The following is a 24,912-nucleotide window of genomic DNA, read 5'->3' as shown; positions in this document are numbered from 1 at the left end:
CCGCGGCCGTAAACGGCTTCAGCCACCCAACTGGTCCAGCAACCCGCGGCGCCACCGCTCCGTCTCGGCGATCTGGTTGAACGTGAACAGGTGCAGGCCGGCCACCCCCGCCGAGGGTGCCGTGAGGGCCCCCTCGGCACGGGACAGCAGTCGCTCGGGGGCATACCCCCCGGGGGCCGCGAATCTCACGAACCACGAGGCGTGCTTCGTGAGGAAGCGCGTCGACTCCCCCACCCCGATCTTCGTGGCCATCGCCAGCAGCTTCGCCCGCTGCACGGGCCCCGCGACGCCCACATGGACCGGTAGGGTGACGTCCCGGCGCCGTATACGAGCGAGCCACTCCCCCAGCACCCGCGGGTCGAAGCACAGGTTACTCACGATGTACGTGGCGTGCTCGCGCTTGTCCCACATCGCCTGGATGGTGACGTCGTCGTGGATGAGCGGATGGCTCTCGGGGTAGCCGGTGACCCCGACCCGGGCGAAAGGGCCGCCCAGCTCGCTCAGTCCGCGCAGCACCGGAAGCGCCCCGTCATAGGCCCCGGTGGGCGGGTCGGAGTCGCCGGCCGGGATGAACACGTCGTCCACGCCTGCCGCCAGGAGCCGGCCCGTGACCTCCTTGAGGTGCACCTCGTCCCGCAGCAGCCGGGCCGGCACGTGCGGGACGACCCGGTAGCCGTGCGCGGCGAGCCTGGAGGCGAGGTCGAGGGTCGGTTCCAGGCCCTTGACCGGCGACGCCGTCACGGTGACGACGACATCGCGCGGGACATGGGCGAGGACCTTGTCCTCGGTCGCCTTCGCGGGCAGCACCTCGTAGCGGACGCTTTCCAGCAGCGCCCTCAGCCCTGTCGCACTCAACACCTACTCCGTCAGCTTCTGGGCGTCACGATGGCGGTAGTACGCGGCCTTCGACGGTGCGAGCGCCTCCTTGCCGAGGATCAGGTCGGCGGCCTTCTCGGCGACCATCATCACCGGGGCGTAGATGTTGCCGTTGGTGACGTACGGCATCACCGACGCGTCGACCACGCGCAGGCCCTCCACGCCGTGCACCCGCATGCTGGTGGGGTCGACGACGGACATCGCGTCGGTGCCCATCTTGCAGGTGCAGGACGGGTGCAGGGCGGTCTCGCCGTCCTTGGCCACCCACGCGAGAATCTCCTCGTCGGTCTCCACCGACGGTCCGGGCGAGATCTCCCCGCCGTTGTAGGCAGCGAGCGCAGGCTGGTTCAGGAGCTTGCGGGCGACCCTGATCGCCTCGATCCACTCGCGGCGGTCCTGTTCGGTGGAGAGGTAGTTGAAGCGCAGTGCCGGGTGCTCGCGCGGGTCCCCGCTCCTGATCTTCACGGAGCCGATGGCATTGGAATACATGGGGCCCACGTGCACCTGGTAGCCGTGGCCGCCGGCGGGCACGGAGCCGTCGTAGCGGACCGCGATGGGCAGGAAGTGGAACATCAGGTTGGGGTAGTCCACGTCCTCGTTGCTGCGCGCGAAGCCGCCGGCCTCGAAGTGGTTGGTCGCGGCCGGGCCCTTCCTGAACAGCCACTGCAGGCCGATGAAGGGGGCCCGCCACTTCGCCAGGTACGGCTGCATGGAGACGGGTTGGTTGCAGGCGTACTGGATGTACACCTCCAGGTGGTCCTGCATGTTCTCGCCGACACCGGGGAGGTCGTGGACGACGTCGATGCCGAGGACGCGCAGCTCCTCCGCGTTGCCGACGCCGGAGAGCTGGAGCAGTTGCGGGGAATTGATGGCTCCGCCGCAGAGGATGACCTCCTTGGCGCGGACCTGCTGGAGGGCACCCCGGCCGCGCTGGTACTCGACGCCGATGGCGCGCTTGTCCTCGAAGAGGACGCGGGTGACGAGGGCGCGGGTCCGGACGGTGAGGTTGGGCCGTTTCATCGCCGGCTTGAGGTACGCCTTCGAGGCCGACAGCCGACGTCCACGATGGACGTTGCGGTCAAATCTAGCGAAACCTTCCTGCCGATAGCCGTTGACGTCGTCGGTGGGCGCGTACCCCGCCTCCTGAGTGGCCTTGAGGAAGGCGCCGAACAACGGATTGGCCGCCGGGCCGCGTTCGAGGACGAGGGGACCGTCGTGGCCGCGGAACTCGTCGTCCGGATCGGCCGCGAGGCAGTTCTCCATCCGCCGGAAGTACGGCAGACAGTGCGCGTAGTCCCAGGCCTCCATGCCCGGGTCGGCCGCCCAGCGCTCGTAGTCCATGGGGTTGCCGCGCTGGAAGATCATGCCGTTGATGCTGCTGGAGCCGCCCAGTACCTTGCCGCGCGCGTGATAGACGCGCCGTCCGCCCATGTGGGGCTCGGGCTCGGACTCGTACTTCCAGTCGTAGAACCGGCTGCCGATCGGGTAAGTCAGCGCCGCGGGCATATGAATGAAGACATCCCACGGATAATCCGACCGGCCCGCCTCCAGTACCAGCACCCGGTTCGCCGGGTCCGCGGAGAGTCTGTTCGCCAGTGCACTGCCGGCCGAACCGCCACCGACGATGACGAAGTCGTACTGCAAGGGAGCCATGGTGCCTCGTCTCGCTCGCGCCGTAGATATGCGAGGCATGCTAGACCCTGTCGCACGATACGCACCAGGTTGCGAACAACGCAACTTCGAGGCCCTTGTTTCGCCACGGTTACTTGCAGCTACGTTGTTTACTACGCGTATAGTTTCACTGTGAGCAACTACAGCCCGGACACAGAAACGTCAAACGCGCAAACCGGCGGTGTGCAGTCGGTCGACCGCGCCATCAGCGTCATGGAGATCCTCGCTCAGCGTGGCGAGGCGGGCGTCAGCGAGGTGGCGGGCGAGATCGAGGTGCACAAGTCCACGGCGTTCCGGCTGCTCGGCGCTCTGGAGGCGCGGGGTCTGGTGGAGCAGGCCGGCGAGCGCGGCAAGTACCGCCTCGGCTTCGGCATCGTCCGACTGGCCGGCGCGGTCACCGGCCGTATCGACATCACGCAGCAGGGCCGCCCGGTGTGCGAGCGCCTCGCCGAGCAACTCGGCGAGACCGTGAACATCGCCGTCATGCAGGAGCACTACGCGATCAACCTCTACCAGGTGCGCGGCCCCGGGGCGATCACCGCGCACAACTGGGTGGGTCAACTCACCCCCCTGCACGCCACCTCCAGTGGCAAGATCCTGCTGGCACACATGCCCGTCAAGGAGCGCACCGCGCTGCTGGCCTCTGCCGGCTTGAAGAAGGTCACCCCGCGCACCATCACCGCGAAGACGAAGCTCGAGAAGAACCTCGCCGAGACACGGGATCGGGGCTACTCGTTCACCCTTGAGGAGCTGGAGGTCGGTCTGCACGCGATGGCTGCCCCGGTGCGCAACCGGGACGGCGACGTCATCGCGGCGCTCAGCGCCTCCGGGCCCGGGTACCGGTTGACCGAGGAGCGCATGCACGAGCTGTCCCCGGTGCTCATCGAGGGGGCCGAGGAGATCAGTCACCGGATGGGCTATCTGGGCTGAGTCACCCCTGAGGGGCGCCCAGGCGCTCATTCACCCAGTCGTGGAAGGCGCCGATGTGGTGCTCGCTGGGCACCAGCACGCCGCCCTTGGCGTACGCCTTCGAGCTCATCGCCGGCTGGGTGCGCTCGCAGGCATCGAAGTCCTGCCGGTTGACCCGGTGGAACAGCTCCACCGAACGGTCCACGTCCTTGCCGCTCTCGACGACGGCGGGCAGGTACAGCCAATCGCACTCGACGACCGTGCGGTCGGGCGCCATCGGGTACATCCGGTGGAAGATCACGTGGTCGGGGACGAGGTTGATGAAGACCTGCGGCCGGACGGTGATCGCGTAGTAGCGGCGGTCCTGATCGTCAGCCACGCCCGGGATGCGGTCCAGCCCCTCGGAGCCGTCCACCGTGAAGCCCTGGACGTCCTCGCCGAACTCGGCACCATGACCCACGTAGTACTGGGCGGCGTAACCGTCCGCGAACTCCGGCAGCACTTCGGTGAGTTCGGGGTGAATCGTGGCGCAGTGGTAGCACTCCATGAAGTTCTCGATGATGAGCTTCCAGTTGGCCTTCACGTCATAGGTGATACGGCGGCCCAGCTTCAGGTCGTGGATGCCGTAGCGCTCGATCGACTCGACGTCGCCGAGCCGCTCGACGATCGCGCCCTGCACGTCCGCCTCGAAGGACGGCGGCTCGTCGGCGAGGCACACCCACACATAGCCGAGCCACTCCCGCGCATGGACGTTGATCAGGCCGTACTCGGTCCGGTCGATATCAGGCATCGACGTCAGGTTGGGCGCGGCGACCAGCTTGCCGTCCAGGCCGTAGGTCCAGGCGTGGTACGGGCACTGGAAGGCCCGCTTCACCTCACCGGACTCCTCGGTGCACAACTTGGCGCCACGGTGTCGGCAGATGTTGAGGAACGCCTTGATCGAGCCGTCCCGCGAGCGGGAGATCAGCACGCTCTCACGGCCCACCTGGTAGGTGCGGAAGGCGCCGGGCTTGTCCAGCTCCGCGGCGCGGGCCACGCAGAACCACATGGCCTCGAAGACCCGCTCCTGCTCCTGCGCGAAGACCTCGAGGTCCGTGTAGTACTCGCCGGACAGCGTGGGGATCAGGCTGGGCGGCAGGTTCGTAATGGTCATCTCGTCACCTTCGGAGAATGTCGGACGCGCACGCGGCGAGGGTCGAACAGAGCGATGGGGTGGTCGGTCGTGCCGACGGTTGCCAGGTCGGCGAGGATCTCGCCGATGACGGGGACGAACGTGAACCCGTGGCCGGAGAAGCCGCAGGCCACGATCACCTGCGGGTGCTCGGGATGCCGGGCGAGGACGAAGTGCTCGTCCGGCGTGCTGACGTACCTACAGGCCGCGGCCCCGGGTCCTCGAAGTACGCCTTCCGGTGGATACGGGAGCCGGGCGGCACGCCACGGCTGGAGCCGAGGTCGTGCGGGGCCGAAGCCCTCTATGCCGAGCACTCGCTGACCGCGGGCGGCGAGGTGACAGGCGGCCGCGCCGCCCATCCCGCCCAGGCCGACGACGATCACGTCGCACGAAGTGGCCATGTGTCCGTCTCCTGGGAGTCTTGCCGATGAAGGTGTGGTGCTGCCATCACGGGTCCCGTTCAGCGGCGGATGCACGACATCTCGGAGTCGAAGAGGGGCTCGCCGGCGGTGACGGCCGCGCCCTTGGCGCCGAAGTACTCGATCTCCACCTGAGTTCCGGGGCGGGGGTGTCCCACAGCTTGGCGCCGAGATCGGCGGTGGTGCAGATCTCCCAGCCCAGCTCACCCCCGGAACTCAGCCGCATCGCGCGACGTCGTGCGCGGCGTCGATCACCAGGACCGCGTCGTGGTTGCCGATCAGGCAGACGTTGTTGTCGACCTCCCAGCTGCCGCCGTCCGGCGCGAAGGTGCCGGAGGTGACGAGGCGTTCGATCCGCGCGGTCACAGGAGCACCACCGAGCGCAGGACGTCGCCGTGGTTCATCTTGGCGAACGCGGCCTCCACGTCGTCCAGGGCGATCGTCTCGGTGACGAAGTCGCCCAGGTCGAAGCGGCCCTGGAGGTAGAGGTCGATCAGGGTGGGGAAGTCCCGGGCGGGCAGGCAGTCGCCGTACCAGGAGGACTTCAGTGCCCCGCCACGGCCGAAGACGTCCAACAGGGGCAGGTCGAGGGTCAGCTCCGGGGTGGGGACGCCGACCAGGACGGCGGTGCCGGCCAGGTCGCGGGCGTAGAAGGCCTGTTTGAAGGTCTCGGGGCGCCCGACCGTGTCCACGACGACATCGGCGCCGAAGCCGCCGGTGAGTTCGCGGATCGCCTCGACGGCGTCGGTCCGGGAGGAGTCGACGGTGTCGGTGGCGCCGAACTGCTCGGCCCAATTCAGCTTCCGCTCGTCGATGTCCACGGCGATGATCCGGCTCGCACCGGCCACCTTGGCGCCCGCGATCGCTGCCATGCCCACGCCGCCGCAGCCGATCACCGCGATCGAGTCGCCGCGGCGCACGCCGCCGGTGTTGACCGCGGCGCCGAACCCGGCCATCACCCCGCAGCCGAGCAGGCCGGCCGCGGCGGGCGAGGCGGCCGGGTCGACCTTGGTGCACTGGCCGGCGGCGACGAGGGTCTTCTCGGCGAAGGCGCCGATGCCGAGGGCCGGGGACAGCGGGGTGCCGTCGGCGAGGGTCATCGGCTGGGTGGCGTTGTGGGTGGCGAAGCAGTACCAGGGCTTGCCCTTGCTGCAGGCGCGACAAGAGCCGCAGACCGCACGCCAGTTGAGGACGACGAAGTCGCCGGGCACGACGTCGGTGACGCCCGCGCCGACCGACTCGACGACACCGGCCGCCTCGTGGCCGAGCAGGAAGGGGTACTCGTCGTTGATCCCGCCCTCCCGGTAGTGCAGGTCGGTGTGGCAGACACCGCAGGCCTGCACCCGTACCAGCGCCTCGCCGGGGCCGGGGTTCGGCACCAGGATGGTCTCCACCGAGACCGGTGTGCCCTTCCGGCTGGCGACGACGGCGCGTACCTCGTGTGTCACGGTCGATCTCCTCGTCGAGGGGATGGCCGAACGCGATCTTCGGGATCTTCGGCCTGATGTTCTGGATGGCGGGGAGGACATCGATCGCTCCCCGGAGCGATCGACAGGGGCGGGAGAGAACTTCACCCGGCCCGGGCGAGACCCGCGGGGCCGAGCAACTACTTGATCGAGTTGCGTATTGCGCAATCCTATTCGCCATAGGCAACGACCGAACAAACTGTCTCCTTGCCGACAGTCACTGTCAAGGGGTTGGCCGAGCGAAATTGCCATCCCGGCGGAAAACGGACACCGGACAGCCACGGACGCAACGCCGGAAGCCCACAGACATGCGGCCGGCCGGTCGCATGCCACCCGGTTGGGTGATCCACCTGGCCAGGAGGGCCGAGACCGCTTTCGCGCAGACTGTCGCGCCGATCCTCGCCCGCCGTCGGCGGGCGCGGAGCCCGAGATCTCGGTGCACCTGGGCCACTTCCGCCGGACGACCCCTTGACCACTCGGTCACCCTCATTCGATTATGTTGCGTATAGCTCACCGTGTTGCGCAATTCGCATCACCTGACGATGGAGGAAGGCAATGTCTCCTCGACCGCAGCCCGGCCGCGAGTTCGTCCTCACCCTTTCCTGTCCCGACCAGGCCGGTCTCGTCCACGCCGTGACCACCTTTCTCATCAGCCACTCCGGCAACATCCTGGAGAGCCAGCAGTTCAACGACCGGCTACAGGACCGCTTCTTCATGCGGGTGCACTTCGACGTCTCCGATCCCGGCGTCTCCGTGGAGAACCTGCGCACCGGCTTCAGCCCGGTCGGCCAGGCGTACGGCATCACCTGGCAACTGCACGACGCGACGACCCCGACGCGCACGCTGATCATGGTGTCGAAGTTCGGCCACTGCCTGAACGACCTTCTCTTCCGCAAGTCCACGGGCGCGCTCAACATCGAGATCCCGGCAATCGTCTCCAACCACCGCGACTTCGAGCCGCTGGCGCAGAGCTACGGCATCCCCTTCCACCACATCCCGGTGACCAAGGACACCAAGGCCCAGGCCGAGGCGCGACTGCTGGAGCTGGTGCGCGAGCTGGACGTCGACCTGGTGACGCTGGCCCGTTATATGCAGATCCTCTCCGACGACCTGTGCAAGCAGCTCGAAGGCAAGGCCATCAACATCCACCACTCGTTCCTGCCGAGCTTCAAGGGGGCCCGGCCGTACGTCCAGGCGCACCAGCGCGGCGTGAAGCTCGTCGGGGCCACGGCCCACTACGTCACGCCCGACCTCGACGAAGGCCCGATCATCGAGCAGGACGTCGTCCGCGTGGACCACTCGCGCGACCCCGACGAACTGGTCACCCTCGGCCGTGACGTCGAGGCGCAGGTGCTCGCCCGCGCCCTGGAATGGCACAGCGAGAGCCGGGTGCTGGTGAACGGGAACTGCACAGTGGTCTTCCGCTGACGAGGCGGGCCGTGCGACCATGCGGGCGGCCGGATCCGGCCGTTCCCGCCGTCTTCCACGGCCCCTGCGGGATGCACGAAGACCCGTGGAACCCGTGGAGAACCCATGCGTATAGTTGCGCCATGAGCAACTACGCCGCAGATAGCGAAACAGCGGGTCACGCGGGGAACGGAGTGCAGTCCGTCGACCGCGCTGTCAGCGTCCTGGAGATCCTCGCCCAGCGCGGCGAGGCGGGCGTCAGCGAGGTGGCCGGCGAGATCAACGTGCACAAGTCCACCGCGTTCCGGCTGCTCGGGGCCCTGGAAGCCCGCGGCCTGGTCGAGCAGACGGCCGAGCGGGGCAAGTACCGGCTGGGCTTCGGGATCGTACGCCTGGCCGGCGCGGTCACGGGCCGCCTCGACATCACCCAGCAAGGCCGCACGGTGTGCGAGCGGCTCAGCGAGGAGATCGGCGAGACGGTCAACATCGCAGTCCTCCAGGAGCACTACGCCGTCAACCTGTATCAGGTACGCGGCCCGGGCGCGGTCGGCACCCACAACTGGGTCGGCCAGCTCACCCCGGTGCACGCCACGTCGAGCGGCAAGATCCTGCTGGCCCATCTGCCGGAGAAGGCGCGCGCGGGCGTGCTCGAGGCGTCGGGGACGCAGAAGCTGACGCCGCGCACCCTGACCGCGCGGGCCAAGCTGGAGAAGGACCTTGCCGAGGCGCGCGAGCGCGGATACGCGGCGGCGCTGGAGGAACTCGAGATCGGACTGCACGCCATGGCGGCCCCGATCCGCTCCCGCGACGGCGAGGTGGTCGCCGCCCTCAGCGCCTCCGGCCCTACATACCGCTTCACCGAGGAACGCATCCACGAGTTCGCACCCGCGCTGATCAGCGGCGCGGACGAGATCAGCCGCCGTATGGGCTATCTGGGCTGAGGCTCCGCACGGGCGCTCGGCCCGACGGCGTTCCGCCCCTGCGGCGCTCAGCCCAACGGCGACGGTGCCGCCGCCGCCTCGACGCCCCAGCGGGCCGTCACGCGCACCGCGTCGGCCGTCGACGCAACATCGTGCACGCGCAGACACCAGACGCCCTGTGCGGCCGCGAGCACGGACACGGCGGTGGTCGCGGCATCGCGCTGCCCCGCGGGACGGGGTTGTCCCGTCGTCCGGTCCGCCAGCAGGCTACCGAGGAACGATTTTCGTGACGCGCCCACGAGCACGGGGTGGCCCAGGGCCATGACGTCCCCGAGGCGCCCCAGGAGCTCCCAGTTGTGGTCGGGCGTCTTGGCGAAGCCCAGCCCGGGATCGACGATCAGGCAGCCGGGCGCCATCCCCGCCTCCAACGCGGCGTCGATCCGCAGGCGCAGCTCATCGAGCACATCGGTGACGACGTCGTCGTAGACGGCGTTCGCCTGCATGCCGGCGGAGTGTCCACGCCAGTGCATCAGCACGTACGGCATGCCTGTCCGGGCCATCAGCGGCAGCATCGCGGGATCGGCGAGCCCTCCTGAGACGTCGTTGACCAGCCGCGCACCCGTGTCCAGCGCACGTGCGGCGACCTCCGCCCGCATGGTGTCGACGCTCACGATCGCGCCCGCCGCGGCGAGTCCCCGGACGACGGGCAGAACCCGTCGCAACTCCTCCTCGACCGACGGGCGTGCCGCGCCGGGGCGGGTCGACTCGCCACCGACGTCCACGATGTCCGCGCCCTGTTCGAGCAGCCCGAGCCCGTACGCGACCGCCGCGTCCGCGGCGAACGACAGCCCGCCGTCGGAGAACGAGTCCGGCGTCACGTTCACGACGCCCATGACCAGCGTCCGGCCGGGTCGGGGCAGGCCCGGCGGGTGGAGTACAGGGGTTCCCGGAGGCCGTACCGGTGTTCCCCGGTGGGGTGGCGTGGTGGCCTGGGCGGTGGCGGTCACAGGCGTCCGACTTTCGATGCGTATGACGAAACATGCTCTACAAAGCCCTGTGGGAGCTCCTGGGCGGAGCTCCCAGAGGGCGACGGGGTACGGGCCCGTCGGGTTTTCTCAGAGGTACTCGGTCGCCGCATCGAGGAGCCAGTCCGCCAGATAGCCGGCGAACGTCGAGCGCACCAGGACCCAGAATCCGGCCCTGGGTTCGTCCCGGGCGACCAGGACGACCTGGGTGCGGCCCAGGGTCGTCTGGGCACAGCGGCCGGCGCCGTAGACCCGCGGATGCAGATCCAGCGGACAGCCGTGGGCCAACAGGTCACGGGCGCGAGGGCCCGTGACGAGGAGCGTGGTGCGCTGCGCGGAGACGTCGGTGACCGAGACGGGCTCGTCCCGCGCCGCCTCCCGGATCCGGCTCTCCAGATCGCCCTCGCTGCCCGGCGGCCCCACCAGCAGCCACTCGTCCGGGCCTAGCCACAGTACGGTCAACTTCCCCGCGCGGACGACGGTGTTCGGCTGGAGCGGCAGTTGCAGGTCCATTGCGAGTCCGACGGCTGCCGCCGCCGCTCCCTTGGCGTCCAGGCGCACGTTGAGCTGGGCCAGGAAGGGGAGTTCAGCCAGCCTGATCGCACCCCCGGACGAGTGGGTCGCGGCGGCCAGGCGGTCCGCGACCTGTGACAGCGGGCTGCGGAGCGGGGCGGTAAGGGCGGTCTCAGCCATCGCGGCGGGCTCCCTCGGGGTCGTAGAGGATGGGGCTGGCTACGGTCACCGGGACCAGTTGGTCGCCGACGGGGGCGTAGAGCCGCTCACCGATGCGGTCCCGGCCGCCCTTGATCAGGGCGAGCGCGAACGTCCGGCCGAGGGCGGCGCTGCGGTAACTGGACGTGACATGGCCGAGCATGGGGACGGGCGGGGCCGGCAGCACACCGTCGGCGACGAGGTGGGTGCCCTCCGGGAGGAAGGTACCCGGGTCCTCGGGGAGGAGGCCGACGAGGTGCTTGCGGTCGGGGCGGACGGTGTCGGCACGGGCGTAGGAGCGCTTGCCGATGAAGTCGGGCTTCTTCTTCGACACCACCCAGCTCATGCCGAGGTCCTGGGGGGTGACGGTGCCGTCGGTGTCCTGGCCGATGATCGGGTAGCCCTTCTCGGCCCGCAGGACGTGCATCGTCTCCGTGCCGTACGGGGTGATGCCGTACGGGGCACCGGCCTCGCACAGGGCCTGCCAGAGGGCGAGGGCCTGCCACGGTGACACGTTGATCTCGTAAGCGAGTTCGCCGGAGAAGCTGATCCGGCAGACCCGGGCCTCGATGCCGGCGACGGCCGTCTCCCGCCAGGCCATGAACGGGAAGTCGTCGTTGGCGACGGCCAGCCGGGGTGCGAGCGAGCCGAGTACCTCGCGGGACTTGGGACCGACCAGGGCGACCGTGGCCCACTGCTCGGTCACGGACGTGCAGTGGACCTTCAGCTCGGGCCACTCGGTCTGGAGCCACTCCTCCATCCAGTCGAGTACGGCGGCTGCGTTGCCCGTCGTCGTGGTGACCAGAAAGCGCTCCGGGGCGACGCGGATGACCGTGCCGTCGTCGAAGACCATGCCGTCCGGGCGGCACATGACGCCGTAGCGGATCATGCCGACCTTCAGGGTGCTCATCATGTTGGTGTAGAGCCGGTCGAGGAAGACGCCGGCGTCCGGGCCCTGTACGTCGATCTTGCCCAGGGTGGAGGCGTCCATGAAGCCGACGCTCTCGCGGGTGGCGGCGCACTCGCGCAGTACGGCGGCTTCCATGTCCTCGCCGTCCTGCGGGTAGTACCAGGGGCGCTTCCACTGGCCGACGTTCTCGAACAGGGCGCCGTGCGCAGCATGCCACTCGTGGATGGCGGTCGTGCGGACCGGGTCGCTCAGCGTGCCTCGGTCGCGGCCCGCGAGGGCGGCGAAGGAGACCGGGGTGTACGGCGGACGGAACGTGGTCGTGCCGAGTGCCGAGATGTCCACGCCGAGGAGTTCGGCGACGATGCCACTGGCCAGGACGCCGGAGGTCTTGCCCTGGTCGTTGGCGGTGCCGGCCGTGGTGTAGCGCTTGGTGTGCTCGACCGAGCGCAGGCCGGCGCCGGTCGCGCGGGACAGGTCGTCGACGGTGACGTCACGCTGGAGGTCGACGAAACGGGGGCCTTCCGCGTCACCCGGGACGACGTACACATGCATCGGCGGCGTGGGCCGCGGCTGCGCGGGCACCTCCGGGAGACGGGGCGTCGCGGGCGTGTAGCCCTCGGCCTCGACGGCGCGGGCACCGGCGGTCGCGCCCTGTGCCAGGACAGTGGCCGGGTCGAGGACGCCGCTCGCGCTGCCCACGACCTCGACCGCCTGGCGGCAGGTTTCGGGGACGAAGGAGCCCAGCGTCTCGTCGTGACGGAGCTTGCCGCCGGACTGGCTGAACAGGTGCGCCACCGGGTTCCAGCCGCCAGAGACCAGCAGCAGGTCTGCGGCGAACTGCCGCTGACCCGCGGACTCTCCGTAGGGGGCGACGGTCACGGCGTTGAGGCGTGTGTCGCCTTCCGTGCCGGTGACGGCGTGCCCGGCCAGCACCTTGATACCGGCCGCCCTGGCGCGCTCGGCCCACTCCCCCGGGTCGGGTCGGGTGTCGACGATCGCCGCGATGGCAAGACCCGCCGAAGCCAGGTCCAGCGCCGCCGTGTACGCGCTGTCGTTGGTGGTGAAGACCACCGCGTGGCGGCCCGGCAGAACCCCGTGGCGGTTGACGTACGTACGGGCCGAGGCGGCCAGCATCACGCCGGGTCGGTCGTTGTCCGGGAAGGCCAGCGAGCGCTCGTGCGCGCCGGTCGCGAGGACGACGCGGCGGGCACGGATGCGCCAGACGCGTTCGCGGGAGACGTTCTCGGGGGCGTCGGCGCCGAGGTGATTGGTGCGGCGTTCGACGGCGAGGAGGTGGTTGTCGTCGTAGTAGCCGAAGACGGTGGTGCGGGTCAGGACGCGGACCTCAGGGGCGGCGTCGAGCTGCTCCGTCACCTCCCGCACCCAGTCGAGGTGCTCGGCCGTGCCCAGGAGGCTGCCGCCGAGTTCCGGCTGGTCGTCGGCGAGGATGACGCGGGCGCCGCTCCTCGCTGCCGCTGCCGCGGCCGCGAGGCCTGCCGGGCCCGCGCCCACGACCAGCAGGTCGCAGTGGGCGTGTACAGCGTCGTAGCGGGCCGGGTCCGGTTCGGTGGCGAGGCGGCCCTGACCGGGAAGGCTGCTCGCGACGAGCCCGTCGTAGAGCTCGACAGTCGTGGCGGGGAGCATCGGCTCCGGGAAGGGCTCCTCGATCTGGATGACCGCGTTGGGCTCTTCGACCCCGGCGGAGAAGATGCCTCGGGGGCGGCCGAGCTTGATGCTGGTGGAGGCATGGATGACGCCGGCCGCGAGGAGGGCGGAGGCGAGGGTGTCGCCTCGGTAGCCCTGATATTCGGTGCCGTCGAAGGTGAAGGTGAGGGGGGTCTCACGGTCGATACGGCCGCGGGTGGCGTGGCGGAGATGAGGTTCGCCCCCGCCGCTCCCACCCGTCCCGTCCTGAAGGGGCTCAGCCTCCTGGACCCCCGTCGGCCCTGAAGGGGCCTCGTCCTCGAACTCCCCCAGAGGGGGGACCCCCGGACGGGCTGAGACAGCCTGCCTCGGCTCAACAGTCGCCGGGCGTTCCTCGCCCGACCGGTATACCGCCAGAACCTCGTTCGTCGATGTGTCCCGCACCGCGTTGAACCAGCGGCGGCAGCCCACCGCGTGGGTCCAGCGTTCGGCGAAGGGGCCCTTGGGGTTGTCGCGGAAGAAGAGGTAGCGCGCCCACTCCTCGTCGGTGAGGGACGCCGGGTCCTCCGGGTACGGCACGTGCGCCTGGCCGCCGTAGTGGAACTCGGCCTCGTCGCGGGGCCCGCACCACGGGCAGGGGATGAGCAGCATGGATGGGCTCCCTAGTGGGCCACCGCGGCAGCGCCGTGCTCGTCGACGAGCGCGCCGGTGGTGAAACGGTCGAGCGAGAAGGGGGCGTTGAGGGCGTGCGGGGTGTCGTGGGCAATGGTGTGGGCGTAGACCCAGCCGACGCCCGGGGTGGCCTTGAAACCGCCCGTTCCCCAGCCGCAGTTGAGATAGAGGTTGTCGACGGGGCTGAGCCCGATGATCGGTGAGGCGTCGGGGCTGGTGTCGACGATGCCGCCCCAGGTGCGCAGCACGTGGGCGCGGGCGAAGACCGGGAACAGCTCCAGGGCCGCCGCCATCTGCTCTTCGATGATGTGGAAGGCACCGCGCTGGGTGTACGAGTTGTACGCGTCGATGCCCGCGCCCATCACAAGCTCGCCCTTGTGCGCCTGGCTGACGTACACGTGGACGGCGTTGGACATGACGACCGTGGGGTGTACCGGCTCCAGGAGCTCGGAGACCAGGGCCTGCAACGGGTGGCTCTGGATGGGGAGTTCGATGCCGGCCATCGCCGCGAGGACCGAGGTGTGGCCCGCCGAGCAGAGCGCGACCTTTCCGGCCGCGATGGGGCCGAGGTTGGTCTGGACTCCGACGACGCGGTTGCCGACCACGTCGAGGCCGGTGACCTCGCAGTTCTGGATGATGTCGATGCCCGCCGCGTCTGCCGAGCGGGCCAGGCCCCAGGCCACGTAGTCGTGCTTGGCGATGCCCGCGCGCGGCTGGTACGTGGCGCCCAGGACCGGGTAGCGCACGTCCTGCGAAATGTTGACGATCGGGCAGACTTCCTTGACGCTGTCCGCGTCGAGCCACTCCGCGTCCACGCCGTTGAGGCGGTTCGCCTCCACGCGGCGCACGCTGTCGCGGATGTCCTGGAGGCTGTGCGCGAGGTTCAGCACGCCGCGCTGGGAGAAGAGGATGGGGTAGTCGAGTTCCTCCGCCAGTCCCTCCCAGAGTTTGAGCGCGTGCTCGTAGATGCCGGCGCTCTCGTCCCACAGGTAGTTGGAGCGGATGATCGTGGTATTGCGGGCCATGTTGCCGCCCGCGAGCCAGCCCTTCTCCAGTACCGCGACATTGGTGATGCCGTGGTTCTTGGCAAGGTAGTGCGCGGTGGCCAGGCCGTGTCCGCCGCCCCCGACGATCACCACGTCGTACGACTTCTTGGGCTCGGGATTACGCCACAGGAAGTCGGGGTGGTCGGGGAGGTCGGCGCCGGGGGTACGGGAGCTCATCGGACGTCTCCGTCTTCTGAAAGGGCTTCTGCAAGATGTGGATGCTGCGGGTACGTGGGGACGTGCGCGTTCATACGGCGGTGGCGTTCCTCTCGGCGGCCTCGACGACGTTGGCGAGCAACATCGCTCGGGTCATGGGGCCCACACCGCCGGGCATGGGCGCGATCCAGCCGGCGACCTGGGCGGCGTCCGGGTCGATGTCTCCGACCAGGCCCTGGTCGGTGCGGGTGATGCCGACGTCCAGGATCGCGGCCCCGGGGCGCAGCATGTCCTTGGTGATCAGTGCGGGCGAGCCGGCGGCGGCGATGACGATGTCGGCCTCGCGTACGTGCCAGGCGAGGCCTTTGGTACCGGTGTGGCAGAGGGTGACGGTGGCGTTCTCGGAGCGACGGGTGAGGAGGAGGCCGATGGGGCGTCCGACCGTGACGCCGCGGCCGATCACGCAGACCCGTGCTCCGGCGAGGGGCACGTCATGACGGCGGAGCAGTTCGACGATGCCACGCGGGGTGCACGGCAGTGGGGCCTCGACGCCCAGGGTGAGCCGGCCGAGGTTGACGGGGTGTAGGCCGTCGGCGTCCTTGGCCGGGTCCATGCGTTCCAGTACGGCGCCCGCGTCCAGGTGGCGCGGGAGCGGGAGCTGGACGATGTAGCCGGTGCAGGCCGGGTCGGCGTTGAGCTCGTCGATCGTCTCCTCGACCTGCTGCTGCGAGGCGTCGGCCGGCAGGTCCCGGCGGATGGAGGCGACGCCGACCTGGGCGCAGTCACGGTGCTTACCGGCGACGTAGGCACGGCTGCCGGGGTCGTCGCCGACCAGGACCGTGCCCAGGCCCGGCGGGCGGCCGTTCGTGGCCGTCAACTTGGCCACGCGCTCCGCGAGTTCGCGGCGGATGTCGGCGGCGGTCGCCTTGCCGTCGAGCAGCTGTGCATTCACCGGCGGTGTTCCTTCCCTCGGATGCGACGCGGGATGTCAGCCACGGAGGCGGGACATGGTGGGGTCGAACAGAGGCTCCTCGGCGACGAGCGCCTCGACGCGCTGGTCGAAGTAGCCGATCTGCACGGGCGTGCCCGGGGCGGCCGACTCGGCCGGGAGCCAGGCGTAGGCGATGCCCTTGCCGATGGTGTAGCCGTAGGCGGCGCTGGTGACGTAGCCGACCGCGTGGTCGCCGTCGTACACCGGCTCCTTGCCCAGGACGACCGACTGCGGGTCGTCGATGGTGAGGCAGGCCAGCTTGCGCCTCACGTCTTCCTTACGGCGCTCCAGCGCGGCCTTGCCGATGAAGTCGCCCTTGTCGAGCTTGACGGCGAAGCCGACGCCGGCCTCGTAGGGGTCGTGCTCGTAGGTCATGTCGGTGCCGAAAGAGCGGTAGCCCTTCTCCAGGCGGAGGCTGTTGAAGGCGCCGCGGCCCGCGATGACACCGCCGAGGGGCTCGGCCGCCTGCCACAGGGTGTCCCAGAGCTTCAAGCCCTGGTCGGCGGTGGTGTAGAGCTCCCAGCCGAGTTCACCGACGTAGGACAAGCGCATCGCGGTCACCGGGACGCTGCCGATGTAGGCGCGCTTGGCGCGGAAGTACTTCAGGCCGTCGTTGGTGAAGTCCTCGTCCGTCAGCGGTTGGAGGACCTCGCGGGCCAGCGGGCCCCACAGGCCGATGCAGCAGGTGCCAGGCGTGATGTCGCGGACCTGGACCGTGCCGTCCGCCGGGAGGTGGCGGCTGAACCAGTCCAGGTCCAGGTTGCCGTTGGCGCCGACCTGGAAGAGGTCACGGGCCAGGCGGGCGACGGTGACGTCGCTGCGGATGCCGCCGTCGTGGTCGAGGAGCAGCGTGTAGGTGACTGAGCCGACGGACTTGGCGACCTTGCCGGTGCACAGGCGCTCAAGGAACTCGGCGGAGCCGGGCCCGCTCACCTCCAGCCGCTTGAGGGCCGTCATGTCGTACATCGCGACGGTCTCGCGGGTGGCCTGGGCCTCGGCGCCGACGACGGGCGACCAGAACTGGGCGGCCCAGTCGTTGGGGGTGGGGATGGAACGGCCCTCGACCAGCTTCGCGTTGGCTTCGTACCACTGCGGGCGCTCCCAGCCGTTCGCCTCCAGGAAGAAGGCACCGTGCTCCTGCTGGCGAGGGTGGAAGGGGCTGGTGCGGATGGGGCGCGGGTCGCCGGACGGCTGGAGGGGGTGGAGGATGTCGTAGACCTCGACGAAGTTCTGGCAGTCGCGGGCCAGGACGTACTCCGGGGCCAGTTGGTGCGGCTCGAAGCGGTTGACGTCGCACTCGTGCAGGTCGAAGGACGAGCAGTGGCCGTCGACCAGCCATTCGGCCATCGCCCGGCCGACGCCCGCGGAGTGGGTGACCCACACGGCCTCGGCGACCCAGAAGCCCTTGACGTCCGGAAACTCGCCGAGCAGCGGGAAGTTGTCGGTGGTGAAGGAGAAAAGGCCGTTGATGCCCTCCTCGATCTTCGCCTCGCCGGTCGCGGGGAGCAGGGACTGGGTCTCGGTCCAGGCGGGCGCGAAGTCGTCCTCGGTGAACTTCAGGACCGAGGGCATCTCGTCGGCCTCGTCCACGGAGAGGATCTTGTCGGCGGTGATGGGCATCGGGCGGTGGCCGTAGTAGCCGATGCCGATACCGTCGAAGCGGTCGCGGTAGTAGAGGTCGGCGTCCTGGTGGCGCAGGATCGGGCGGACCGCCTCCTCGGTCTGGCCGGCGAGGGCCGGTACGGGGCCGGTCCAGGCGAGCTGGTGGGCGAGCGGGGTCAGAGGCAGGTTCATGCCGGCCATGCGGGCGATCTTCGGTCCCCAGATGCCGGCGCAGCACACGACGATGTCGGCGGGGATCTCGCCCTGGTCGGTCAGGACGCCGGTCACCTCGCCGTCACACTTGAGGACGTCGAGGACCTCGTGGCGGGCGAGGAAGCGGACGCCGCGCTCGGTGGCCCGGCGGATCTGCGCCTCGACGGCGAGGACCGCCTTGGCGAGGCCGTCGGTCGGGACGAGGAGGCCGCCGAGGACCTTGTCGCGGGCGACCAGCGGGTGCCTCTCGACGCACTCGTCGGCGGTCAGGATCCGCGACTCGATGCCCCAGGCGGTGATCCAGCCGTGCCGGCGGTGCAGTTCCGCGAGGCGCTCCGGCGTGGTCGCCACCTCCAGCCCGCCGACCTGCAGGAAGCAGGGCTTGCCGTCGACGTCGAGAGAGCAGAACTTCTCGACGGTGTAGCGGGCCATCTCCGTCATGGTCTTCGAGGAGTTCGTCTGGAAGACCAGGCCAGGGGCGTGCGAGCTCGAGCCCCCGGTGGCCGGGAGCGGACCCTGGTCGACCACGGTCACGTCGGTCCAGCCCCGCTCCGAGATCTCGTCCGCGAGAGCCGCGCCGACGACTCCCGCTCCGATGATGACCACACGCGGTCCCGCCATCGCCGCACCTCCGGTTTGTTGACCAGTCGAGCCGACCGAGTTGCTGTTTACGCAACTCGATTCAATTAGCGCAACTCAATGTGCCTTCCGCGCAGGTGGGTGTCAAGAGTGCGGAGACCTCGGAAAGCGGGCCGGAACACGGGCCGGAACACGACGATGCCCGGCGGGCGGTGCGCACCCCACGCGCACCGCCCGCCGGGCATCATTCGACCGGCGTACCGCCCCTGTCCGGCGCTACTTGATCCAGGCCTCCACCTTGTCGCGGTTGGCCTCGACCCACTTCTTGGCCGCGGCCTCCGGAGCCATCTTGTCCACCGCGATGTACTTCGCCACGACGTTCTGGTCGTCGTTGGTCCAGCTGAAGTTCTTCACCAGGTCATAGGCGGGGCTGCCCGACTTGGCGAACTTCGCGCTGACGATCTTGTCCAGCTTGTAGACGGGGTAGTCGCAGTCGATCTTCTCGGGGTCGGCGTCGCAGCCCTCCTTGTACTCGGGCAGCTTGACCTTCTCCAGTGGCACCTCGGACATGAACCACTGCGGCTCGTAGAAGTAGCCGATCACCCATTCCTTGTCCTTCTCCGCCTTGCGGAAGGTCTGGATGAGGGCGGTCTCGCTGCCCGCGTACACGACCTTGTAGTCCAGCTTCAGGTTCTTCACCAGCGACTCGTCATTGGTGACGAACGACGGGTCCCCGTCGAGGAGCTGGCCCTTGCCGCCGGACTCGGACGTCTTGAACTCGGCCGCGTACTTGTTGAGGTTGTTCCAGTCGAGGATGTCCGGGTGCGCCTTGGCCAGCCACGGCGGCACGTACCAGCCGATCAGACCTTCGTTGCCGGTCGGGCCGGCGTCGGCAGCGGTCTTCTGGTCGGTGATGTACTTCTTCTTCAGGTCGTCGTGACCCCAGTTCTCCACGACGGCGTCCACCTCGCCCGTCCCGAAGCCCTGCCAGGCGATCTCTTCCTTCAGGTCCTTCTGGTTGACCTTGCAGCCGAGGTCGTGCTCCGCGACGTACGCGATGACGGCCGCGTTGGCCTCGTAGCCCACCCACGGGTTGACGGCAAGGTTGAAGGTGCCGCATTTGCCGGAGTCGCCCGAGCCGTCGGCCTCGGACGAGTCGCCGACCTTCGCACCGCCGCAGGCGGTGAGGGTCAGTCCGAGAACAGCTACGCCCGCTATGCCGGCCGCGCCGACTCTCCACTGTGTTGCGTGCCTTGCCATGATCAGTTGCTCCTTAAGCGCTGTTACGCCGCGCTGCTGCCTGAGTGATCCGGTCGAACATGACTCCGAGAAGGACGATGGCGAGCCCCGCGGCGAGCCCCTTCCCGAACAGTTGCCCCTGCGAGAAGCCGGCCACGACGTCGTAGCCGAGGGCGCCCGCGCCCACCAGGCCGCCCACCACCACCATCGACAGCACGTAGATCAGGCCCTGGTTGGTCGCGAGAGTCAGGGCGCCGCGTGCCATCGGCAGCTGGACCTTGCTGATGATCTGCCAGGTGTTGCACCCGGCGGAGGTGGCCGCCTCCACGGTCGTCGCGGGCACGTTCCGCACCCCGTCCGCGATGATCTTCATGGTGACGGGGGCCGCGTAGACGACAGCGGCGACGATCGCCGTGAAGCGGGTCGCGCCGAACAGCGCGAGGAACGGCACAAGATAGACGAAGGGCGGCATGACCTGTGCCGCGTCCAGGCTGGGCCGCAGTAGCCGGTCCACGAGCGGGCTGCGCCCCATCCACACGCCGAAGACGATGCCGAGCAGCATCACCAGCATGGTGGCGACGACGGTCGAGGCCATCGTCGTCATGCTGTCCGACCACACTCCGGTGGCGACCAGCAGGCCCACGCAGACCGCCGTGGTGATGCCGACGCGCCGGCCTCCGAGGACGACGCCGACCGCGACCAGGGCCGCGCCGACGAGCCACCAAGGGGAGTCGGTGAGCAGCGTCTGAAACGGGTTGAGCAGACCGTAGGTGAGGACGTCGCGGACGGCGTTGGTGAGGCCGGAGAGGTCGTCCTGCACCCAGGTCGTCGCGGTGTCGGCCGCGCTCGCGATGGAGCTTCCGACACCGCCCTCGCCGGGGAACTCCGCCGCCCACAGGTAGGCGTGCGACATGTAGATCAGGACGCCGGTGACCACCGCGCCCACGCCCAGCAGCGGCCGCCGCCATGCGAGGAAGCGGTTCTTCGAGCGCCGGGCCTCCTCCGCGCGTGCGCTGGCCGCGGTCGTGACACGGTCGAGGACGATCGCCAGGACGACGATGGACAGGCCCGCGTTGAAGGCCGTGCCCACGTCGAGCGACTGGAGCGCCTGCACGACGGTCTTGCCGAGGCCGGGCGCGTCGATCAGGGCCGCGATGGTCACCATGGCCAGGGCGGCCATGATGGTCTGGTTGACGCCCATCACCACGGTCCGCTTGGACATCGGCAGCAGGACCTTCTGCAGGGCCTGCCGTCGCGTCGCCCCCATCGATTCGGCCGCCTCCACCGTCGTCTGCGGTATGGAACGGATGGCGTGCGCGGTGATGCGGATCGCCGGCGGGGCCGCGTAGATCACCGTGGCGATCGTGGCGGAGGCTCCGCCGATGAGGAAGAACAGGGTCAGCGGGGCCAGATAGACGAAGGTCGGCATCGTCTGCATGAAGTCCAGGAAGGGCGTCGCGATCCGGTTGAACCGGTGGGACAGCCCCGCCCACACGCCCAGCGGGATCGCGAACAGCAGCGCGACGAAGACGGCGGAGACAGTGAGCGACAGGGTGTCCATGCTCTCCTGCCACAGACCCTGCAGGCCCAGGAAGGTGAAGCCGGCCACCGCCAGCAGCGCGACCCGCCAGTTACCCACGGCCCAGGAGACATAGCCCGCGATGCCGACGACACCCAGCCAGCCGATCTGCGGCACGGGCCGGCCGGCGGACGGCTGTGAGATCAGCTCCTGGACGAAGGTCACCAGGGAGTCGATGACCAGGCGGATCTCGTTGAAGAAGTACAGGAACAATGGGTTGGAATTGCGGTTCGCGCCGATCGAGTCGTTGACGTCGTTGATCCACCGGTGCAGATCGGTGAGGTCGGCGGCCGCGAGGGACAGGGTCTGCTTTCCGCGCAGTACGACGAAGAGCACCAACCAGCCGACCAGGATCGCGCCGACCACCATCGGCCGGCTGACCCTGCGTGTCTCTTTGACAGGAGCGAGCGGCTGGACTGCCTGTGTCTTTTCGGGTTCCTCGACGGCGACCGTCATCACGCGCCGCCTTCCTGCCCGGCGACCACCGCGAGGATCTCCTCGTCGCCGACGATGCCGAGCAGCTTGCCGTTCTCGACGACCTTGACCGGCCTGTCGGCCGCGAGCACCGCCCGGGTGGCCTCCTTCACCACGACGTCCGGGCCCAGCTCCGGGCCGTCCAGGGCGTCGCCGTCCTCGACCGGACGCATGATCCAGCGCAGGGTGAGCACATCACCGCGCGGCACGTCCTTGACGAAGTCGCGGACGTAGTCGTCCGCCGGGGCGCCCACGAGTTCGTCGCCGGTGCCGCACTGGACCATCTTGCCGTCGCGCATGATCAGGATGCGGTCGCCCAGTTTGAGTGCCTCGGAGAGGTCGTGGGTGATGAACACCATGGTCTTGCCGACCTCGTGGTGCAGCCGGATGACCTCGTTCTGCATGTCGCGGCGGATCAGCGGGTCGAGCGCCGAGAACGGCTCGTCGAAGAAGAGCACGTCCGGATCGCCGGCCAGCGCACGGGCCAGGCCGACGCGCTGCTGCATGCCGCCGGACAACTGGTCGGGATAGGAGTTCTCGTAGCCCGCGAGGCCGACGAGTTCGACGACCTCCTGGGCCCGCTTGGTCCGCTGGGTCCTGCTCATGCCCCGGATCTCCAGCCCGAACGCCACGTTGTCGACGACGCGGCGGTGGGGCAGCAGACCGAAGTGCTGGAAGACCATGGAGAACTTGCGGCGTCGCAGGTCGCGCAGGCGGGCCGGGTCCGCCTCGCGGATGTCCTCGCCCTCGAAGACGATCTCACCGGCGGTGGGTTCGATCAGCCGGGTCAGACATCGCACCAGCGTGGACTTGCCGGAGCCGGACAGGCCCATGACGACGAAGACCTCGCCGGGCGAGACGTCGAAGTGGACGTCGCGTACGGCGGCGGTGCATCCGGTGCGGTCCATGAGCTCACGGCGGGTGAGCCCGCACAACTCCTCGGACTCCGGCACCTGGTCGGCCTTCGGCCCGAACACCTTCCACAGCCTGCGCACGGATATGACCGGGGTGGAGCCCGAGTCCCGGGGCGTGCCGCGCCGCTGCGACACCTCGGTCTGTGTGGTCACGTTCGACCTTCTTTCGGCATTCAGCCGCGGAACCAGTGCTGCGGCCGAGGTTGGATGTTCTGCCAGATGTGCTTGGGCTCTCGGTACTCGTTCAGGCCGGTCGGTCCCAGCTCCCGGCCCACGCCGGAGTGCCCGAAGCCACCCCATTCCGCTTGCGGCACGTAGGGGTGGTAGTCGTTGATCCACACCGTGCCGTGGCGCAGCCGCCGGGCGACCCGCTGAGCCTTGCCGGCGTCCTGGGTCCAGACGGCTCCGGCGAGTCCGTACTCGGTGTCGTTGGCAATGCGTACGGCGTCGTCCTCGTCCGTGAAGCGCTCCACGGTGAGCACGGGCCCGAACGATTCCTCGTGCACCACGCGCATGTCCTGCCGGCACTCGTCGAGCACGGTGGGCGGGTAGTAGTGGCCGTCTCCCAGCCCGGGGTCGGCGGGTCGTACGCCGCCGCAGCGCAGTACGGCACCTTCGGCGACACCGGCCGCGACGTATGCCTCCACCTTCTCCACGTGCTGTGCGGAGATCAGCGCTCCGGTCTCGGCCTCGGGGTCGAAGGGGCCGCCGAGGCGGATCTGCCGGGCGCGGCGGACGACCTCGTCGACGAAGCGGTCGTGCAGGGAGTCCTCGACGATGAGGCGGGCGCCGGCCGAGCAGACCTGCCCCGAGTGCAGGAAGACGGCCGTGAGGGCGAAGTCCACGGCCGTCTCGAAGTCGGCGTCGGCGAAGACGACGTTGGGATTCTTGCCGCCGAGCTCCAGCGCCACCTTCTTCACGCTCGTGGCGGCGGTGGCCATGATCCGCTTGCCCGTCTCAAGGCCTCCGGTGAAGGAGACCATGTCCACGGCCGGGTCCTCGGACAGCGGCGCTCCCACCTCGGGCCCGGCGCCCAGGACAAGGTTGGCGGCCCCTGCCGGAAGCCCCGCCTCCTCCAGCGCCTTCATCAGCAGGATCGAGGTGGAGGGAGTGAGCTCGCTGGGCTTGAGGACGATCGTGTTACCGGCGAGCAGCGCCGGGGCGACCTTCCAACTGGCTTGCAGCAGCGGGTAGTTCCAGGGCGTGATCAGCCCGCACACCCCGACCGGCTCGTACCCGACCCGGCTCACGGCGTCGTCGCGGCCGGTGTCGATCACCCGGCCGGCCTCGGTACCCCCGATGCCGCCGTAATAGCGGAAGCAGGACACGACATCGGCGATGTCGTACTCGCTCTCCACCAGCCGCTTGCCGGTGTCCAGGGACTCCGCGCGGGCGAATTCCTTGGCATCGCGCTCGATGATGTCGGCGGTGCGCAGCAGCAGCGCGGCACGCTCCCGCTCGGGGGTGCTCGGCCAGTGCCCCGCGTCGAAGGCCCGGCGTGCGGCGGCGATCGCCGCCTCGGTGTCGGCGCGTGTGCCTTCCGAGACGGTCGCCGCGAGCGTGCCGTCAGCGGGGCATCGGATGTCCCGGTGACCGCCGGCCACTGGATCCCGCCATTCGCCATCCACATACAGGTCTGCCACGCGACGAGCCTTTCAATGAAAATTCGTTGCGCATCGTGCACTCAATTGCTTCTGGTGGAACAGAGTGTCGAATGGGCAGACCGACGTCAAGAGGTTGGCGGATGACGATTTCGCCATGCGCGCCTTTACCCGCCCACCCTTGACCGCGGGCGGCTCCAAGTCGACCATGTTGCATATTGCTCACCATGTTGTGCATTACGCGCCAACGGAGGCCGCTGGAGTCCCCCCGACCGCAACCTGGGCCGTGAGTGCGTCCTCACCCTCCCCTGTCCCGACAGCGCCGGAATGGTCCACGCTGTGAGCGGCGTTCTCGTCAGGAACTCCGACAACATCATGGAAAGCCGGTAGTTCGACGATCGACTTCAGGGCCGTTTCCTCATGCGGTCCACTTCGACGTTTCCGATCCCAACGCCCATCTGGAACAATTGCGTTACCGAACTCGGTCCGGTGGCCCCGGCCTACGGCATCTCCCGGACCCTGGGCGAGGCGGCCACTCCGAACCGGATGCTGATCACGGTGTCGAGCGTCTTCCGCTGAACCGCGGCCACAGAGCGGCGGGACCGGATTCCGGTCCCGCCGCGGCCGTAAACGGCTTCAGCCACCCAACTGGTCCAGCAACCCGCGGCGCCACCGCTCCGTCTCGGCGATCTGGTTGAACGTGAACAGGTGCAGGCC

17 protein-coding genes and 3 pseudogenes are annotated in these 24,912 nt (G+C 69.3%); 4 read left to right on the top strand and 16 right to left on the bottom strand.

Annotated features, from left to right (window positions below; translation table 11 throughout):
• Positions 1 to 18 precede the first annotated feature (18 nt).
• The gene (locus P1P75_RS23090) at positions 19 to 855 is read right to left on the bottom strand and encodes a 5,10-methylenetetrahydrofolate reductase (RefSeq protein ID WP_319258352.1); all 837 of its coding nucleotides are present in this window, start codon (positions 853 to 855) and stop codon (positions 19 to 21) included.
• 3 nt (positions 856 to 858) lie between these two features.
• A complete protein-coding gene (gene betA / locus P1P75_RS23085; protein ID WP_319258350.1) occupies positions 859 to 2,529 on the bottom strand; it encodes a choline dehydrogenase in 1,671 nt (556 codons plus the stop codon).
• A gap of 201 nt (positions 2,530 to 2,730) precedes the next feature.
• On the opposite strand from betA, the gene P1P75_RS23080 reads away from it, so the two are divergent.
• Positions 2,731 to 3,477 (top strand): IclR family transcriptional regulator, encoded by a 747-nt coding sequence (locus tag P1P75_RS23080; RefSeq protein ID WP_319258355.1) that lies wholly within the window; start codon positions 2,731 to 2,733, stop codon positions 3,475 to 3,477.
• A gap of 1 nt (position 3,478) precedes the next feature.
• On the opposite strand, the gene P1P75_RS23075 is transcribed toward P1P75_RS23080, so the two are convergent.
• The 4 genes and pseudogenes from P1P75_RS23075 to P1P75_RS23060 all read right to left on the bottom strand — a co-directional run bounded on the left by P1P75_RS23075 (position 3,479) and on the right by P1P75_RS23060 (position 6,494).
• Positions 3,479 to 4,609 (bottom strand): aromatic ring-hydroxylating dioxygenase subunit alpha, encoded by a 1,131-nt coding sequence (locus P1P75_RS23075; RefSeq protein ID WP_319258348.1) that lies wholly within the window; start codon positions 4,607 to 4,609, stop codon positions 3,479 to 3,481.
• Positions 4,606 to 4,839: pseudogene (locus tag P1P75_RS23070) on the bottom strand (FAD-dependent oxidoreductase); the annotation flags it as partial. The gene P1P75_RS23075 and the pseudogene P1P75_RS23070, both read right to left, overlap by 4 nt.
• Before the next feature lie 441 nt (positions 4,840 to 5,280).
• Positions 5,281 to 5,412: pseudogene (locus tag P1P75_RS23065) on the bottom strand (MBL fold metallo-hydrolase); the annotation flags it as partial.
• Positions 5,409 to 6,494, bottom strand: a complete 1,086-nt coding sequence (locus tag P1P75_RS23060; RefSeq protein ID WP_319258345.1) for an S-(hydroxymethyl)mycothiol dehydrogenase — start codon at positions 6,492 to 6,494, stop codon at positions 5,409 to 5,411. The pseudogene P1P75_RS23065 and the gene P1P75_RS23060, both read right to left, overlap by 4 nt.
• Positions 6,495 to 7,067: 573 nt before the next feature.
• Here P1P75_RS23060 and purU (P1P75_RS23055) point away from each other — a divergent pair.
• Complete coding sequence (gene purU / locus P1P75_RS23055; protein WP_319258343.1) at positions 7,068 to 7,940, top strand: formyltetrahydrofolate deformylase; 873 nt, start codon at positions 7,068 to 7,070, stop codon at positions 7,938 to 7,940.
• A 122-nt stretch (positions 7,941 to 8,062) separates the two neighbouring features.
• On the top strand, positions 8,063 to 8,860 hold the full coding sequence (locus tag P1P75_RS23050; protein ID WP_319258341.1) for an IclR family transcriptional regulator: 798 nt from the start codon (positions 8,063 to 8,065) through the stop codon (positions 8,858 to 8,860).
• A gap of 47 nt (positions 8,861 to 8,907) precedes the next feature.
• Here P1P75_RS23050 and folP read toward each other — a convergent pair whose 3' ends face one another.
• The 10 genes from folP to P1P75_RS23000 form a co-directional block, all read right to left on the bottom strand.
• Positions 8,908 to 9,732: a dihydropteroate synthase gene (gene folP / locus P1P75_RS23045; RefSeq protein WP_319258338.1), complete on the bottom strand. Its 825-nt coding sequence runs from the start codon at positions 9,730 to 9,732 to the stop codon at positions 8,908 to 8,910.
• Between the two features lie 222 nt (positions 9,733 to 9,954).
• Positions 9,955 to 10,557, bottom strand: a complete 603-nt coding sequence (locus tag P1P75_RS23040) for a sarcosine oxidase subunit gamma family protein (protein ID WP_319258335.1) — start codon at positions 10,555 to 10,557, stop codon at positions 9,955 to 9,957.
• Positions 10,550 to 13,780 carry a sarcosine oxidase subunit alpha family protein gene (locus P1P75_RS23035; RefSeq protein ID WP_319258333.1) on the bottom strand — a complete coding sequence of 1,077 codons (3,231 nt, stop codon included), beginning with the start codon at positions 13,778 to 13,780 and terminating at the stop codon, positions 10,550 to 10,552. The genes P1P75_RS23040 and P1P75_RS23035 overlap by 8 nt, the downstream gene beginning before the upstream one ends.
• An 11-nt stretch (positions 13,781 to 13,791) precedes the next feature.
• Positions 13,792 to 15,024, bottom strand: coding sequence for a sarcosine oxidase subunit beta family protein (locus P1P75_RS23030; RefSeq protein ID WP_319258330.1), 1,233 nt, complete (start codon positions 15,022 to 15,024; stop codon positions 13,792 to 13,794).
• A gap of 70 nt (positions 15,025 to 15,094) precedes the next feature.
• The gene (locus P1P75_RS23025) at positions 15,095 to 15,955 is read right to left on the bottom strand and encodes a bifunctional methylenetetrahydrofolate dehydrogenase/methenyltetrahydrofolate cyclohydrolase (RefSeq protein ID WP_319258327.1); all 861 of its coding nucleotides are present in this window, start codon (positions 15,953 to 15,955) and stop codon (positions 15,095 to 15,097) included.
• 36 nt (positions 15,956 to 15,991) lie between these two features.
• Positions 15,992 to 18,430, bottom strand: a complete 2,439-nt coding sequence (locus P1P75_RS23020) for an FAD-dependent oxidoreductase (protein ID WP_319258325.1) — start codon at positions 18,428 to 18,430, stop codon at positions 15,992 to 15,994.
• Positions 18,431 to 18,664: 234 nt separating this feature from the next.
• A complete protein-coding gene (locus P1P75_RS23015; RefSeq protein WP_319258323.1) occupies positions 18,665 to 19,648 on the bottom strand; it encodes an ABC transporter substrate-binding protein in 984 nt (327 codons plus the stop codon).
• A 13-nt stretch (positions 19,649 to 19,661) separates the two neighbouring features.
• Complete coding sequence (locus P1P75_RS23010) at positions 19,662 to 21,662, bottom strand: ABC transporter permease subunit (protein ID WP_319258320.1); 2,001 nt, start codon at positions 21,660 to 21,662, stop codon at positions 19,662 to 19,664.
• The gene (locus P1P75_RS23005) at positions 21,662 to 22,747 is read right to left on the bottom strand and encodes a glycine betaine/L-proline ABC transporter ATP-binding protein (protein ID WP_319258317.1); all 1,086 of its coding nucleotides are present in this window, start codon (positions 22,745 to 22,747) and stop codon (positions 21,662 to 21,664) included. The genes P1P75_RS23010 and P1P75_RS23005 overlap by 1 nt, the downstream gene beginning before the upstream one ends.
• A 20-nt stretch (positions 22,748 to 22,767) precedes the next feature.
• Positions 22,768 to 24,237 (bottom strand): aldehyde dehydrogenase family protein, encoded by a 1,470-nt coding sequence (locus P1P75_RS23000; RefSeq protein ID WP_319258315.1) that lies wholly within the window; start codon positions 24,235 to 24,237, stop codon positions 22,768 to 22,770.
• 185 nt (positions 24,238 to 24,422) lie between these two features.
• Between P1P75_RS23000 and purU (P1P75_RS22995) the strand changes: the two are divergent.
• A pseudogene (gene purU, locus P1P75_RS22995) lies at positions 24,423 to 24,759 on the top strand (formyltetrahydrofolate deformylase); the annotation flags it as partial.
• Positions 24,760 to 24,912 lie beyond the last annotated feature (153 nt).

The organism is Streptomyces sp. ID05-39B, assembly GCF_033794725.1.
Classification (GTDB): Bacteria; Actinomycetota; Actinomycetes; order Streptomycetales; family Streptomycetaceae; genus Streptomyces; species Streptomyces bobili.
Note: the sequence above shows the minus strand (reverse complement) of the source record. Positions and strands in the feature narration are given on the sequence as shown.

Bases quoted from the DNA above. Each gene is read 5' to 3' on its own strand.
- betA (WP_319258350.1), bottom strand. From the start codon at position 2,529: ATGGCTCCCTTGCAGTACGACTTCGTCATCGTCGGTGGCGGTTCGGCC.
- P1P75_RS23075 (WP_319258348.1), bottom strand. From the start codon at position 4,609: ATGACCATTACGAACCTGCCGCCCAGCCTGATCCCCACGCTGTCCGGC.
- purU (WP_319258343.1), top strand. From the start codon at position 7,068: ATGTCTCCTCGACCGCAGCCCGGCCGCGAGTTCGTCCTCACCCTTTCC.
- P1P75_RS23050 (WP_319258341.1), top strand. From the start codon at position 8,063: ATGAGCAACTACGCCGCAGATAGCGAAACAGCGGGTCACGCGGGGAAC.
- folP (WP_319258338.1), bottom strand. From the start codon at position 9,732: ATGGGCGTCGTGAACGTGACGCCGGACTCGTTCTCCGACGGCGGGCTG.
- P1P75_RS23040 (WP_319258335.1), bottom strand. From the start codon at position 10,557: ATGGCTGAGACCGCCCTTACCGCCCCGCTCCGCAGCCCGCTGTCACAG.
- P1P75_RS23035 (WP_319258333.1), bottom strand. From the start codon at position 13,780: ATGCTGCTCATCCCCTGCCCGTGGTGCGGGCCCCGCGACGAGGCCGAG.
- P1P75_RS23030 (WP_319258330.1), bottom strand. From the start codon at position 15,024: ATGAGCTCCCGTACCCCCGGCGCCGACCTCCCCGACCACCCCGACTTC.
- P1P75_RS23020 (WP_319258325.1), bottom strand. From the start codon at position 18,430: ATGGCGGGACCGCGTGTGGTCATCATCGGAGCGGGAGTCGTCGGCGCG.
- P1P75_RS23015 (WP_319258323.1), bottom strand. From the start codon at position 19,648: ATGGCAAGGCACGCAACACAGTGGAGAGTCGGCGCGGCCGGCATAGCG.
- P1P75_RS23010 (WP_319258320.1), bottom strand. From the start codon at position 21,662: ATGACGGTCGCCGTCGAGGAACCCGAAAAGACACAGGCAGTCCAGCCG.